The organism is Paraburkholderia sp. BR13439 (assembly GCF_040948805.1).
In the GTDB taxonomy this organism is placed as follows: Bacteria; Pseudomonadota; Gammaproteobacteria; order Burkholderiales; family Burkholderiaceae; genus Paraburkholderia; species Paraburkholderia youngii.
Genome location: NZ_JBFPKN010000002.1, coordinates 417243 through 430161 on the forward strand (window position 1 = coordinate 417243; position 12919 = coordinate 430161).

14 protein-coding genes and 1 tRNA gene are annotated in these 12919 nt (G+C 63.7%); 7 read left to right on the forward strand and 8 right to left on the reverse strand.

The window, feature by feature from the left end; translation table 11 throughout:
- Nucleotides 1-163 precede the first annotated feature (163 nt).
- Together clpP and tig are read right to left on the reverse strand one after the other, a co-directional pair.
- Complete coding sequence (clpP, locus tag AB3X96_RS05780; protein ID WP_013089401.1) at nt 164-817, reverse strand: ATP-dependent Clp endopeptidase proteolytic subunit ClpP; 654 nt, start codon at nt 815-817, stop codon at nt 164-166.
- Nucleotides 818-1011: 194 nt separating this feature from the next.
- Nucleotides 1012-2358, reverse strand: a complete 1347-nt coding sequence (tig, locus tag AB3X96_RS05785; RefSeq protein ID WP_368588951.1) for a trigger factor — start codon at nt 2356-2358, stop codon at nt 1012-1014.
- Nucleotides 2359-2815: 457 nt separating this feature from the next.
- Between tig and AB3X96_RS05790 the strand changes: the two genes are divergently transcribed.
- The 3 genes from AB3X96_RS05790 (at nt 2816) to AB3X96_RS05800 (ending at nt 4881) form a co-directional block, all read left to right on the forward strand.
- On the forward strand, nt 2816-3961 hold the full coding sequence (locus tag AB3X96_RS05790; RefSeq protein ID WP_368588952.1) for a glycerate kinase: 1146 nt from the start codon (nt 2816-2818) through the stop codon (nt 3959-3961).
- A gap of 63 nt (nt 3962-4024) precedes the next feature.
- Nucleotides 4025-4474, forward strand: a complete 450-nt coding sequence (locus tag AB3X96_RS05795; protein ID WP_368588953.1) for a MarR family winged helix-turn-helix transcriptional regulator — start codon at nt 4025-4027, stop codon at nt 4472-4474.
- Between the two features lie 119 nt (nt 4475-4593).
- Nucleotides 4594-4881: a hypothetical protein gene (locus tag AB3X96_RS05800; RefSeq protein ID WP_176108606.1), complete on the forward strand. Its 288-nt coding sequence runs from the start codon at nt 4594-4596 to the stop codon at nt 4879-4881.
- Between the two features lie 119 nt (nt 4882-5000).
- On the opposite strand, the gene AB3X96_RS05805 is transcribed toward AB3X96_RS05800, so the two are convergent.
- Nucleotides 5001-5087, reverse strand: a tRNA-Leu gene (locus AB3X96_RS05805).
- 230 nt (nt 5088-5317) lie between these two features.
- On the opposite strand from AB3X96_RS05805, the gene AB3X96_RS05810 reads away from it, so the two are divergent.
- Complete coding sequence (locus AB3X96_RS05810; protein WP_176108607.1) at nt 5318-6154, forward strand: squalene/phytoene synthase family protein; 837 nt, start codon at nt 5318-5320, stop codon at nt 6152-6154.
- Between the two features lie 36 nt (nt 6155-6190).
- Here AB3X96_RS05810 and AB3X96_RS05815 read toward each other — a convergent pair whose 3' ends face one another.
- The 3 genes from AB3X96_RS05815 to AB3X96_RS05825 form a co-directional block, all read right to left on the reverse strand.
- On the reverse strand, nt 6191-7366 hold the full coding sequence (locus AB3X96_RS05815) for a DUF1501 domain-containing protein (RefSeq protein WP_368588954.1): 1176 nt from the start codon (nt 7364-7366) through the stop codon (nt 6191-6193).
- 72 nt (nt 7367-7438) lie between these two features.
- Nucleotides 7439-7744: a hypothetical protein gene (locus AB3X96_RS05820; RefSeq protein WP_368588955.1), complete on the reverse strand. Its 306-nt coding sequence runs from the start codon at nt 7742-7744 to the stop codon at nt 7439-7441.
- 351 nt (nt 7745-8095) lie between these two features.
- Complete coding sequence (locus AB3X96_RS05825) at nt 8096-8422, reverse strand: hypothetical protein (RefSeq protein ID WP_176108610.1); 327 nt, start codon at nt 8420-8422, stop codon at nt 8096-8098.
- Between the two features lie 236 nt (nt 8423-8658).
- Between AB3X96_RS05825 and ompR the strand changes: the two genes are divergently transcribed.
- From ompR to AB3X96_RS05840, 3 genes are all read left to right on the forward strand, one after another.
- The gene (ompR, locus tag AB3X96_RS05830; protein WP_033379433.1) at nt 8659-9384 is read left to right on the forward strand and encodes a two-component system response regulator OmpR; all 726 of its coding nucleotides are present in this window, start codon (nt 8659-8661) and stop codon (nt 9382-9384) included.
- Nucleotides 9385-9529: 145 nt separating this feature from the next.
- Entirely contained in the window at nt 9530-10879 is a 1350-nt protein-coding gene (locus AB3X96_RS05835; protein ID WP_176108611.1) for an ATP-binding protein, read from the forward strand.
- Between the two features lie 76 nt (nt 10880-10955).
- Nucleotides 10956-11504: a peroxiredoxin gene (locus AB3X96_RS05840; protein ID WP_368588956.1), complete on the forward strand. Its 549-nt coding sequence runs from the start codon at nt 10956-10958 to the stop codon at nt 11502-11504.
- A 33-nt stretch (nt 11505-11537) separates the two neighbouring features.
- On the opposite strand, the gene ispF is transcribed toward AB3X96_RS05840, so the two are convergent.
- Both ispF and ispD read right to left on the reverse strand, forming a co-directional pair.
- A complete protein-coding gene (gene ispF, locus AB3X96_RS05845; protein WP_018432029.1) occupies nt 11538-12017 on the reverse strand; it encodes a 2-C-methyl-D-erythritol 2,4-cyclodiphosphate synthase in 480 nt (159 codons plus the stop codon).
- 82 nt (nt 12018-12099) lie between these two features.
- Nucleotides 12100-12813 carry a 2-C-methyl-D-erythritol 4-phosphate cytidylyltransferase gene (gene ispD, locus AB3X96_RS05850; protein ID WP_368588957.1) on the reverse strand — a complete coding sequence of 238 codons (714 nt, stop codon included), beginning with the start codon at nt 12811-12813 and terminating at the stop codon, nt 12100-12102.
- Nucleotides 12814-12919: the final 106 nt, after the last annotated feature.

Genomic DNA, 12919 nt, shown 5'->3' on the forward strand with positions numbered 1-12919 from the left:
ATACGCCGTTTGCCCCCGCCACGCAGTTTGGGCGCGGCAGAGCTAGTGAGCAGGATAACGGCGCTTGCCGCAGACGCCCGGACGGAAGTTGAACATTCACCACCGGCCCGATGACGGTTTTGCCGCAAGAGTGGGCAAAACAGCGTGGCAAAACCGTACCAGATCAAGGACGCTTGTGCGCCACTTGGTCAACAAGGCCGTACGCCTGCGCGTCATCGCCGGACATGAAATTATCGCGGTCGGTGTCACGCGCGATGCGCTCGACGGGCTGACCGGTGTGATGCGCGAGCAGATGATTCAGTCGATCCTTCAGGTACAGGATTTCGCGCGCCTGGATTTCGATGTCCGATGCCTGACCGCGCGCGCCGCCGAGCGGCTGGTGAATCATTACACGCGAATTGGGCAGCGCGAAACGCTTGCCCTTCGCGCCGGCCGCGAGCAGAAACGCGCCCATGCTTGCCGCGAGCCCCATGCAAAGAGTCGAAACGTCCGGCTTGATGAACTGCATCGTATCGTAGATCGCCATACCGGCAGACACGGAGCCGCCCGGGCTGTTGATGTAGAAGTAGATGTCCTTGTCCGGATTCTCGCTTTCGAGAAACAGCATCTGCGCAACCACCAGGTTGGCTGTCTGGTCGTTCACTTCGCCTACGAGGAACACAATGCGTTCCTTCAGCAGACGCGAATAAATATCATACGAACGCTCGCCCCGGCCGCTCGTTTCCACGACGATCGGCACCAGACCGAGTGCCTGCGCTTCGAGATCCCGGGACGACTGGGAGGTCAACGTGTCCAGCATTTGGGCGCGAAAGGTCATGCAATGGATCCTTGTCTGGAAATATTCTGAATATTAGCTGCTAGACACAGGTTGGTGCGACGAGCCCGTATTCAAGTGCCGTCTTTGTGTGCACCCACGACCGGGATCCGGTACGTCACACACTCTCGCGGCGCAAAAAAACGGCGTGCGGGCCGTCGGTCGCTCCGACAGCCGGCACGCCGTTGCAGCGACGCTTACGCTTGCGCCGTTGCGCTTGCCAGTTCCTCGAAGCTCACTTCCTTGTCCGTCACCTTGGCCTTGCTGAGGACGAAGTCGACGACGTTGGCTTCAACGACGTACGCTTCCATTTCAGCAAGACGTTGCTGGTTCGAATAATACCAGCGGACGACTTCCTTCGGGTCTTCGTAGCTTTTCGCGAATTCGTCGACTTCGGCACGGATCTGCTCCGGCTTCGCCTGGAGTCCGTTCGCCTTGACGAGCTCGGCCAACACGAGACCCAGCTTGACGCGGCGCTCGGCCTGTTCCTTGAACATCGCAGCCGGGATCGGCGCGTCCTTCGCGTTCGGCACGCCACGCTGCTCCAGATCCTGGCGAGCCATAGCGACGAGGCGTTCCTGATCCTGTTCGATCAGCGCGTTCGGCACGTCGAGTTCCGAGATCTTCAGCAGCGCGTCCATCACCTGATTCTTGACGATGGCTTGCGTGCGGCGCTTCGCTTCGCGCTCGAGGTTGTCCTTGATTTCGGCGCGCATCTTGGTCAGATCGCCGTCCTGGATACCGAGCGATTTCGCGAATTCGCCATCGACTTCCGGCAGATGCGGCCATTCGATCTTCTTCATCGTGATCGTGAATTGCGCCGTCTTGCCCGCCACTTCCTTGCCGTGGTAGTCGTCCGGGAACTTCAGGTCGAATTCCTTCGCTTCGCCGACCTTCAGGCCGAGCGCCGCTTTTTCGAATTCCGGCAGCATGCGGCCTTCGCCGAGGATGAAGCCGAAGTCTTCGGCGCTACCGCCCTGGAACGCTTCACCGTCGATCTTGCCGACGAAATCGACCGTCACGCGGTCGCCTTCTTTGGCAGACGCGTCAGCGCCGCCGTCGCCGTGCTCGCCGGCTTCGCCGCGAGCGTGGAAGTGCACGCGCTGCTTGCGCAGGATGTCCAGCGTGCGGTCGATTTCCGCTTCGCTGATGGTGGTCGTGGTGCGCTCGATTTCAGCCGTGGCGACGTCGCCCAGCTTCACTTCCGGGTACACCTCGAAGGTCGCGTCGAACGCGTAGCTGCCTTCAGCGGCGTCGGTCTTCGGCGCGAAGCTCGGCTGACCCGCGACACGCAGGTTCTCGGTGCGGCTGATGTCGAAGAATTCCTTGCCGACCTTGTCGCTCAGCACTTCGGCTTCCACCTGGCCCGAATACTGTTGCGTGACCATCTTGAGCGGCACCTTGCCCGGGCGGAAACCCGGCATGCGCACGTTCTTCGCGAGTTGACGGATACGCGAATCCACTTCCTTCTGCACGGCATCCTTCGGCAGGGAAATCGTCACGCGGCGTTCGAGCTTGCCGAGGTTTTCAACAACGTTAGCCATGGCTTCAATCGTCCTAAAATTATTCGAGCGAATCAGTTATCTTCTCCGTGCTGCCCGTCGATGTCGCTTCGCATCGATTTGCGCCGATTGCATCGATCGCGCACCTGCGCCGCGGGCTTGCAGGCCGCCGGCAGCACGGTTGAGTCCAAAGAGCCAAATATTTTAGCAAACTATTTGCGCGCCAAGCCGGGATTCGATGAATGCATCGAGTTTTCCCTTCATTCTGCGCGTTTTGCGGGGCATTTTCGGGTTGTTTTGGCACAGCAAGCGTGGTTTGTCTCTGGCGTCGCTATCCGGTTTGCAGCGATCCCGCCTATGCCTTTCGACATATTCAGCCGACGCCCCCATGCTGATAAGCTAACGCACTCGGTCGGGCCACCACCGCCGGTCACCAGCAGCCGGTCGCTTCATCGGCGCCAGCAACCGCTTACAACGACTCAAACCTCTCAGAGACACCATGCCGAATTCGTCGCCCTCGCCTGTCGTCGTCATCGCTCCCGATTCATTCAAAGGCTCGCTCAGCGCGGAAGAGGTCGCGCAGGCGGTCGCAGCCGGCATCCAGCGTGCACGCCCCGACGCAAGCGTGCGCATTTGTCCGATGGCCGACGGCGGCGAAGGCACGCTCGACGCTATGCTCACGAGCGGCGGCGAGCGCCGCACGCTTAGTGTGCGCGGCGCGGCCGGCCCGACGCGCGCGGCGCTCACAGGCCTGCTCGCGGATGGCAGCGCAATCATCGAAACGGCGGAAATCGTCGGCATTACGGACCCAGTTGGCATGGCCGTGCCGGTCGAGGCGCGCAGCACGCGTGGCATGGGCGAAGCGATTCGCGCGTTCCTCGACGCCGGCGTGCGGCGCTTTTTCGTCGCGCTCGGCGGCAGCAGCACGAACGACGGCGGCGCCGGCTTGCTGACCGGCCTCGGCCTGCAACTGTTCGACGCGCAAGGCAACGCGCTCGAAGGCACGCCCGAGCAGCTTGCACGCGTGGCGCGGGTCGATGCGTCGCTACTCGACGCGCGGCTTGCCGACACGCAGTTCGTCGGTATGTCGGACGTCGACAATCCGCTGACCGGCGAGCACGGCGCGACCGCGATCTTCGGACCGCAAAAAGGCGTGAAGCCCGAACAGGTCGCACCGATCGACGCGGCGCTCGCTCGCTTCGCCGATCTGCTCGAAGCCGCGCTCGGCCACAGCGCGCGCGACCTGCCGGGCGCGGGCGCGGCAGGCGGCCTCGGCTTCGCGTTGCATATGCTCGGCGCGCAGTTCGAGCCGGGCGCGGAGACCGTCGCGCGGCAAATCGGCCTCGACGCGGCGCTCGCCGGCGCCGACTGGCTGATCACCGGCGAAGGCCGCTCCGACGTACAGACGCTGCATGGCAAGGCGCCGTTCATCGCGTGCGCGCATGCGCGAGCCGCGGGCGTGCCCGCCACGCTGCTGTCGGGCGCAGTCGACCCCGCCGCGCTGCCACGGCTCGCCGAACACTTCAGCGGCTGCTTTTCGCCGGCGCCCGGGCCGATCACGCTCGACGTCGCGATTCGCGACGCAGCGCGCCTGCTCGCCAACGAGGCCGAGCAGTTGACGCGGCTGAAATACGGCGTGCGTTGACCCGCGAAACGGTTGCCGCAACAATCACAGCGCCACGACCGTTCCACACATCACGGGGTGACCATGAAGGACTCCGCCAAAACCGGGCTCGAGCAGCTCCTCACGTATCGTCTGCATGTTCTAAACAAACTGGCCGAGCGCGGCATCAGCGCGCGCTACGCGGCGAAGCTCGACGTAACGCTGCCTGAAGCGCGTGTGATTGCGTCGGTGGGATCGTTCGGACCATTCTCGATCATGGAACTGGCACGTCATGCCAATCTGGACAAAAGCCAGGCGAGTCGCGCAGCCGAAGCGCTGATCCGGCAGGGACTCGTGCAACGCGAGACGAGCGCCGCGGACGGCCGCGTCGTGCTGGTCTCGCTGACGCAGGAAGGCCGCGCGCTGTATCGCAAGGTGATGCCGATCGCGCGCAAGTGGAACGGCGATATGTTCGACTGTCTCGACGAAGAAGAAAGGGCCGCGTTCGGCGCGGCGCTCGACAAGGTAATTCGCGCGATGAACGCGCGGGAGTGATCACGCGTGGCGCACCGGCCATATTTGAGGAGCGCCGTTTCACGGCATTGGGCGGCGCGTGTCAAAATTGAGTATTGGCCAACGTGCCTTCACCCTCTTTTTCATCCAGGGACGTTTCAGTGGACATCAACAAACAGGTCGCGGCACTCACCGCGTCGGAACTTCAGACCGCCGGCGCGAGCCAGGCAACCGCAATCGCGGTCAGCGTCGTGCTGCGTCATCTTCGTTCGCCGGAACTGGCGAAACTTCTGTCGTCGGCATTTGAAAATCATCAGGCCGTGATGCTGCAAACGCCGTGGCCGGACCAGATGCTGCAAGCGTTCGAGTCGACGCGCCGCTTCCTCGAAGGTGCCGCGCAAGCGGAGTTGCCCGGTTCGCAGCAAGCGCCGGGAACGCCGGGCGCCTAAGTCGCGCGGCCGCAATGACAGGCCGCGGGGCAACCCTGCGGCCTTGCAGAGACCGTGCAGCAAAGAAAAAACCCCGTCGGTCCAAAGACTTGACGGGGTTTTTCTTGACTACCGATAAATGGTGCGAGGGAGGGGACTCGAACCCCTACACCCTTGCGGGCGTCAGGACCTAAACCTGGTGCGTCTACCAATTTCGCCACCCTCGCAGCCGGGTACGCCGCGATGCGTCGTGCCCGATTGTCCTGTGCACTTCCATGCGCGCCAAACACGTGCCCGAAAGCGTAAGCGCGAGATTCTAACCGATTGATTCGCGCTTGTCTGCACCCGGCGGTATCTGCGCGCGCGGCGCCGATGCTACAATTTTCGGCTCGTCGAGAGGGGCGCCGCAACGGACCCCAGCGCCCTTCTCGCCAGCCCGTCCCCACACTCTCATCCCGTGAATTTCGACGACTATTGCCAGCAGAAAGCGGCGCCCCCAGGATCGAGCACCTACTATGCGCTTCGCCAGGCCCGTGCAGCCAGTCAGCCGCTGTTGACGGCGCTCTTCGCATTGCGTCGCGAGTTCGAGGAAACGGTCAAGGAGACGAGCGATCCCGCGGTCGGCCGCACCAAGCTCGCGTGGTGGCAGAAAGAAATCGCCGCGCTCGCCGCGGGCTCGCCGTCGCATCCGGTGTCCAAGGCGCTCGCGGCCTATCTGCCCGACGCGCAGGCCGAGTATCCGGCTCTGCAGGAATTGCTCGCGGGCTTCGAGATGGATCTCGACCAGGCACGCTATCTCGACTATCCGAACCTGCGGCGCTATGTGCGCGGGGTCGGCGGCAATTTCGCGTCGCTGGTGTCGCGCGCCGCGGCAGCCGGATCGGCCGACGATGCCGAGCAAGCGTCGACGTGGGCCGCTCCCCTCGGCGAGGCGCTGATGCTCGCGCAGTTCGTCGCCGAAACCGGCAACGATGCGCGGCACGGCCGCATCTACGTTCCGATCGACGAGATGCAGCGCTACAACGTCACCGCCGCTGATCTGATCAACCGCAAATACACCGATGCGTTCACCGAGCTGATGCGCTTCGAGACGCATCGCGCGCGCGATGCCGTGCAGAGCGCGCTCGCCGCGGTGCCCGCGAGCGCGCGGCGTGCCCAGCGCACGCTGCTCGCGCTCGCGGCGCTCGCGTTGGCGTTGCTCGATGAAATCGAGCGCGACGGTTATCACGTGCTGCATCAACGCATCGCGTTGACGCCGATCCGCAAGCTATGGATCGCATGGCGCGCGAAGTAGCGTGACAGCAAGGCGCGTCGATTCGCGCCCATCCGCTCACGCCCGCAGCAATGGCAGCGGCTCGAACCGCTGCCGCAGAATCGTCGACGCGTCCAAGCCCCACCAGGGCCCGAGCACCGTCGCATAAATCTGGCGAAAATCCACGCCCACCGGCAGGTTGCCATTTCCATCGAGCCGCGCAAGCATCGGCGGTACGCCATACAAACCGCCCCGCACGCGACCACCCGTCACGAAGTGCGGCGCCACCGTGCCGTGATCGGTGCCGTTGCTCTCATTCTCGCGCGGACGGCGCCCGAACTCCGCATACGTCATCACGAGCGTATCGTTCCACCGGCCCAACTCGACGAGCGCGCCCTGCATCGCCACCATCCCTTGCGCGAAGTGTTGAAGCAACGCGGCGTGCTGTCCGCGCTGGTTCTGGTGCGTATCGAAACCGTTCAGCGTTAGCCGGATCACGGCCACACCTCGGCCGCTCGACGACTGCTCCATTGGCGCGCGTCCGGCGGCAGCTATCTTCAGGGTGTCCGAAGCGGCCAGCACCTGCATCGCCGTTTTGATCGAACTGCCGAACGCGCCATCAGGAAACGCGGTCTTCAACTCAGGCACCGGCGTCGCGAGTCGCAAGGTCCCGACGAACTGCGTGCGATTGACCAGCGCGATCGCGCGCGCGCCATTTGCGAGCGGCCCCATTTCGGCGCTGCCGATCACGACGCCGTCGGCCGCGAAGTCGACGGGCACCGGCCTCATCGCGAACGCGCGCGTGAGCCAGCCGTCGCGCAGATACTGATCGGAGCGTGACGCGGTATCCCAGATCTCGATCGACCGGAAATGCGACAGGTTCGGCTGCGCGTAGCCGACACCCTGCACGATCGCGAGTTGCCGGCTGCGCCACAGCGGCATCAACGGCTGCAACGCTGGATGCAGCGCGGTGCGCTCGTCGAGGTGGATCATCTGTTCGCGTTTGATGCCGATGTTTTTGCGCAGCGCGTAGTACGCGGGATCGGCGAACGGGATCACGGTGTTCAAACCGTCGTTGCCGCCTTTGAGTTCGATCAGGATCAGCAGGTTGTCGTAACCGCGCCCCGGCACAACCGACGCTTTCGATGCATCCCGCCAATACGCAGCGTTCGCGTCCTCCGCGGCGAGCGCGCGAGGCAAACACAGCAATGCGCCGGCGGCCGCGCTCATCGACAGAAAGCTGCGTCGTTTCATGCTGCACCTCGTCGTGATCATGATGGCGCGTGCCGGGCCGCCCGTTGCCTCTGCGCGAGCCAGATCGCGATGTCAAAGCGTACGCCACCCCGGCCATTGCGCGCCATGACGCGCTGCAGCGGCGCGCGCACCTGATTCGCGGCAAGCGCTGGCCGCGCCATTCATGCGCGGCGCCCCTGCACTCATGGTCGCGCGAAACAGCTGCTCGACGAACTGCTTGTGCGCGAGCAACGTCGATCTGTTGATCCGCGACGCCCCGCCCAGCCAGCCTTTGGCGTTCGGCGGATAGAACAGGTTCGCCCCGAACGCGCGGATCGGCGCGACCAACCGCGAGGTATCGTCGTAGCCGACATCGAATGCGCGCAATGCGCCGATCACGAACTCGACTGGCGGCGAAGGCGTGTTCGACCGGCGCGCACTCAGCTTGCACGTAATAGCTCGTAACGCTGTCCGAGCCGCATTTGTTGCTTGCGACGCTGGTCCGGTCTCCGTGTGATGCGCTCGGCACGCATTGGAATGGGCCCGAACACCCCGTCAGGAGACGCCGATATCGCTTCGCTGCGCGCGCTAACGCGCGACGCTCACCACACACGTTGAAAAGGTTCGCCAACGCTGATCCGTTGCGCGTGAAATCTCGAACGGATGCTAGCGACTCAACACAGCAGCGGACCAGGAAGTGGAAGCTGAAGGTGCAACAGGATTGTTCACGCGACGATGCGCGCGCTGAGACTAACGCTTGTACAACTCGCGCACGGCGTCTTCGATGTGCTGCCGCAGCAGCCGACGCTCTTCGGGCGTCATATGCCCGTCGCGCCGACGTTGATCGAGATCAGGGGGAACCGCGGTACGCAACATCACGTCAGAAGCAGGGTGATCGATGCTCGGATTGCGGTGGCTGGGTTTGCCATTGCCGGAGCGGGGCGCATGCTCGCTCGCCGCTCTATCCGCGGACGGCTGCGCATGGGCGAGCGTCGGGCCCAGTGTGCCTGCGAGCGTACCGGCAACCGCCAGTGCAATCACGCTCAGGCGCACATTTGGCCAAACCCCTCCCTTCATGTTGTTCCCTTCGTGGCGCGGCAACCGGCTACCTCAGATGCGTATACAAACCCCGGTAACAGCCGGGTACGAGAGTTTTGTCGAGTGAAGTATCCACCGAACAGCCGCATTCAGTAAAGGAGTCTAAACGCGCATACTTTACGTCGCGCCATACCGCGGGTAAATTTTGTAACTGACTGTAACCCCAGAAATGGTGTAACCGCGCACCACTTTCTAATCGCGCTAAGATGCCGACCATGGAAACCAAAAACCCTTCGAAAATCCTCGTCGTCGACGACGATCCACGCCTGCGCGATCTTCTGCGCCGCTATCTCGGTGAGCAGGGCTTCAACGTCTACGTCGCCGAAAATGCGCCGTCAATGAACAAGCTCTGGGTGCGCGAGCGCTTCGATCTGCTGGTGCTCGATCTGATGCTGCCCGGTGAAGACGGCCTGTCGATCTGCCGGCGTCTGCGCGGCAGCAACGACCGCACGCCGATCATCATGCTGACGGCCAAGGGTGAGGATGTCGATCGCATCGTCGGACTCGAGATGGGTGCCGACGACTACCTGCCCAAGCCGTTCAATCCGCGCGAACTGGTCGCGCGCATTCACGCGGTGCTGCGCCGTCAGTCGCCGTCCGAGTTGCCGGGCGCGCCGTCCGAGACCACCGAGGTGTTCGAGTTCGGTGAGTTCGCACTGAATCTCGCCACCCGCACGCTGACCAAGGCCGGCCAGGAAATTCCGCTTACCACCGGTGAATTCTCGGTGCTGAAGGTGTTCGCCCGTCATCCGCGTCAGCCGCTGTCGCGCGAAAAGCTGATGGAGCTCGCACGCGGCCGCGAATACGAAGTCTTCGACCGCAGCCTCGACGTGCAGATCTCGCGTCTGCGCAAGCTGATCGAGCCGGACCCGGGCAGCCCGCGCTTCATTCAGACCGTGTGGGGCCTCGGCTACGTGTTCATTCCCGACGGCGCAGCCTGAGTTTGTGCTCCGTTTTCATGTCGACCAGAGCAGGCGCTTTAGCTGTCGATCAGAGTTCGCGCTTCAGTGCGTCATCTGGTCTCATGCAAAGCACCTGCTTCGGTCCCATATAGTTTCTGTCTTTGACTCCGGATAAGAAGGGCCCATGCGGATCGACCGGCGCCTCCTGACGCTCGCGTTCGGCGGCCTTTTCTGGCGGACCTTTCTGCTGATCGCGCTATTGATCGCAGTCAGTCTCGCCGCGTGGTTCCAGAGCTTTCGCGTGATCGAGCGGGAGCCGCGCGCGCAGCGCGTGGCTCTGCAACTCGTCGCGATCGTCAAACTCACGCGCACCGCACTCCTCTATTCCGATCCAGACCTGCGGCGCGCGCTGCTGCAGGATCTGGAGAGCAATGAAGGGGTGCGCGTGTATCCGCGCGAAGCCACCGACAAATACAAACTCCAGCCCGACGAATCACTGAATCGTCTGATCGAGCACGACATCCGCGGCCGTCTCGGCGACGACACGGTGATCGCGCAGAGCGTCAACGACATCAACGGCGTATGGATCAGCTTCAAGATCGACGACGACGATTACTGGGTCGCCCTCGATCGCGATCAGCTCGATAACGCGACCGGCCTGCAGTGGGCCGGCTGGGGCGTGTTCGCGCTTGCGCTGTCGCTGTTCGGCGCGGCGTTCATCACGAGTCTGGTGAACCGGCCTTTTGCGCGCCTCGCGATGGCCGCGCGTCGGGTCGGCTCCGGGCAATCGCCCGAGCCGCTGCCCGAGCGCGGCATGGGCGTCGCCGCCGAAACCAATCGAAGCTTCAATCAGATGGTGCGCGACCTCGAACAGCTCGAGGCCGATCGCGCGCTGATGCTCGCGGGCATCTCGCACGATCTGCGCACGCCGCTCGCGCGGCTGCGGCTCGAAACCGAAATGAGCCCGTCAGATCAGGCCACCAAGGACGCGATGGTCGACGACATCGAGCAGATGGACATGATCATCGGCCGCTTCCTCGATTACGCGCGTCCGGTGCAGCGGGTGCCGGAACCGGTCGACCTGTCGGTGATCGCGAGCGAGCTCGCCGCGCGGATGCAAAGCGAGGACAGCATGCGGCTGATCACACGGCTCGCTCCGTCGGCGGTGATCGAGGCCGATGAAACCGACATGCGGCGCGTGGTCGGCAATCTGCTCGAGAACGCGCGCAAATATGGTCTCAGCGACGGTGACGGTGTGCCACGCGTGATTCTCGAAACGCGCGTGTCGCATTCGCGCGTCGAACTGTCGGTGGTCGACGAAGGCCCCGGCATTCCCGAAGACCAGCTCGCGCTCGTCACGCGGCCGTTCTATCGCGTGAATTCGGCGCGCACCCAGGCCAACGGCACGGGCCTCGGCATGGCGATCGTGCAGCGGCTCGTCGCGCGTTATCGCGGCGCGCTGCGTCTGCGCAACCGCTCGCCCGGACCTGGACTTGAAGTGACGATCGAGTTTCCGCTCGCGAAAAGCGCGTGAGCCGACGACGCGCGACACGGCGCGCCGTCGTGATTCGAAGCACGCCGCTTTATGTGACTTCCGAAGGAGCCTTTGCATGAAAACCGTTGGCGACAAACTCGAAGCGTTCACCGTCATTGCCGCGAAACCGGGCTTCAACCATCCCGAAGAGCACGGCGTCTCGGCGTTCGAATACATCACCGATCAGTCGTTTCCGGGCAAGTGGAAAATCATCTACTTCTATCCGAAGGATTTTTCGCTGGTCTGCCCGACGGAAATCGTCGATTTCAGCAAGCTCGTCAAGGAGTTCGAGGACCGCGAGGCGGTGCTGCTCGGCGGCAGCGTCGACAACGAATACGTGAAGCTCGCGTGGCGCCGCGAGGACAAGGCGCTCGACAGGCTTAACCACTACTCGTTCGGCGACGTGAAAGGCGAACTGATCGACCAGCTCGGCGTGCGCGACAAGGAAGCGGGCGTCGCGCTGCGCGCGACCTATATCGTCGATCCGGACAACACGATCCAGCACGTGTCGGTCAACAATCTATACGTGGGCCGTAACCCCCAGGAAGTGCTGCGCATCCTCGACGGCCTGCAAACGGACGAACTGTGTCCGAGCAATCGGACGATCGGCGGCGCGACGCTGTAAGCGGCACCGCCGGTCACGCAAACCAAAGCCCGCTCAGCTCCTGACCAACAACACCGCGGCCTGCGCCTCGATGCCCTCGCCGCGGCCGAGATAACCGAGCTTCTCGTTCGTCTTCGCCTTGACGTTCACACGCTCGATCGGCAGGCCGAGGTCCGCCGCGATATTCGCGCGCATCCCTTCGATATGCGGCGCGAGCTTCGGCGCCTGCGCGATCACGCTGCTGTCGACGTTGCCGATCGCAAAACCCGCCGCCTTCACGCGCGCCACGCATTCGCGCAGCAGCACGCGGCTGTCGGCGCCGGCGAACTTCGCGTCGGTATCGGAGAAGTGGCGGCCGATATCGCCCAGCGCGGCCGCGCCGAACAGCGCGTCGGTGATTGCGTGCAGCAGCACGTCCGCGTCCGAGTGACCGAGCAGCCCGCGCTCGTACGGAATCGTCACGCCGCCGATGATCAACGCGCGTCCCGGCACCAGCGCATGCACGTCGTAGCCTTGCCCAATTCTGAAATCCATATGCGTCACATCCTCAAGTGCTGAAGCGTTTAAAGCTTCTTTAAAGCCTTTCCAAATCTTTCTATTGAGCAAATACGAAGTATCACGAACCGGCGGCGCGGCTCAGAATCGCCTCGGCCAGATCGAAATCTTCCGGATACGTGACCTTGAAATTGCGCAGACTGCCTTGCACGAGCTTCGGCGCATGCCCCGACCATTCGATCGCGCTCGCCTCGTCGGTCAGATCGTGGCCGTCGGCCTGCGCACGCAGGATCGCCTCGCGCAGCATGCCGATGCGGAACATCTGCGGCGTCTGCGCCTGCCACAAGCCGTCGCGTGCCTCGGTACGGGCGATGCGGCCATCGGTCGACGTGCGATCGATACGCTTTAGCGTATCGGCGACCGGCAGCGCCATGATGCCGCCGACCGCATCGTCCTTTACCGAACCGATCAGCGTGCGGATCAGCGCCGGCGTGATGCCGGGCCGGGCTGCGTCGTGCACGAGCACCCAATCGTCGTCGTGGGCGCCGAACTCGGCGAGCGCGTGCAGACCGTTGAGCACCGACGCCTGGCGCGACGCGCCGCCCACGCGCCGCACCGCGAAACGCAGATTGCCGAAGCGGCGCGCGTCGAAGTGCTGGTCGTCGGGTGCGATGACGACCAGCGTCTGCGTGAATTCGCTGCACGCGTCGAACGCGGCGAGCGAGTAATGCAGCATGTCGCGGCCGGCGACAGTGCGGTATTGCTTGGGCATCGCGGCGCCGGAACGGCTGCCGGTGCCTGCGCACGGGATCAGGGCGAAGAGACGGGAAGTCACGAGTGCGGATGCCGCCAGGTCAAAGTAAAGGACGGATTTTATAATACGTCCTTCGCATTCACGCCCGTGGACGCGTAAACTTGGCCGTCGTGTGAGCCCCGAGCCG

Coding starts and splice junctions, on each gene's coding strand:
- clpP (WP_013089401.1), bottom strand. CDS start 817: ATGACCTTTCGCGCCCAAATGCTGGACACGTTGACCTCCCAGTCGTCC.
- AB3X96_RS05825 (WP_176108610.1), bottom strand. CDS start 8,422: ATGAAGGGAGGGGTTTGGCCAAATGTGCGCCTGAGCGTGATTGCACTG.
- AB3X96_RS05840 (WP_368588956.1), top strand. CDS start 10,956: ATGAAAACCGTTGGCGACAAACTCGAAGCGTTCACCGTCATTGCCGCG.
- ompR (WP_033379433.1), top strand. CDS start 8,659: ATGGAAACCAAAAACCCTTCGAAAATCCTCGTCGTCGACGACGATCCA.
- AB3X96_RS05795 (WP_368588953.1), top strand. CDS start 4,025: ATGAAGGACTCCGCCAAAACCGGGCTCGAGCAGCTCCTCACGTATCGT.
- AB3X96_RS05815 (WP_368588954.1), bottom strand. CDS start 7,366: ATGAAACGACGCAGCTTTCTGTCGATGAGCGCGGCCGCCGGCGCATTG.
- tig (WP_368588951.1), bottom strand. CDS start 2,358: ATGGCTAACGTTGTTGAAAACCTCGGCAAGCTCGAACGCCGCGTGACG.
- ispF (WP_018432029.1), bottom strand. CDS start 12,017: ATGGATTTCAGAATTGGGCAAGGCTACGACGTGCATGCGCTGGTGCCG.
- AB3X96_RS05790 (WP_368588952.1), top strand. CDS start 2,816: ATGCCGAATTCGTCGCCCTCGCCTGTCGTCGTCATCGCTCCCGATTCA.
- AB3X96_RS05835 (WP_176108611.1), top strand. CDS start 9,530: ATGCGGATCGACCGGCGCCTCCTGACGCTCGCGTTCGGCGGCCTTTTC.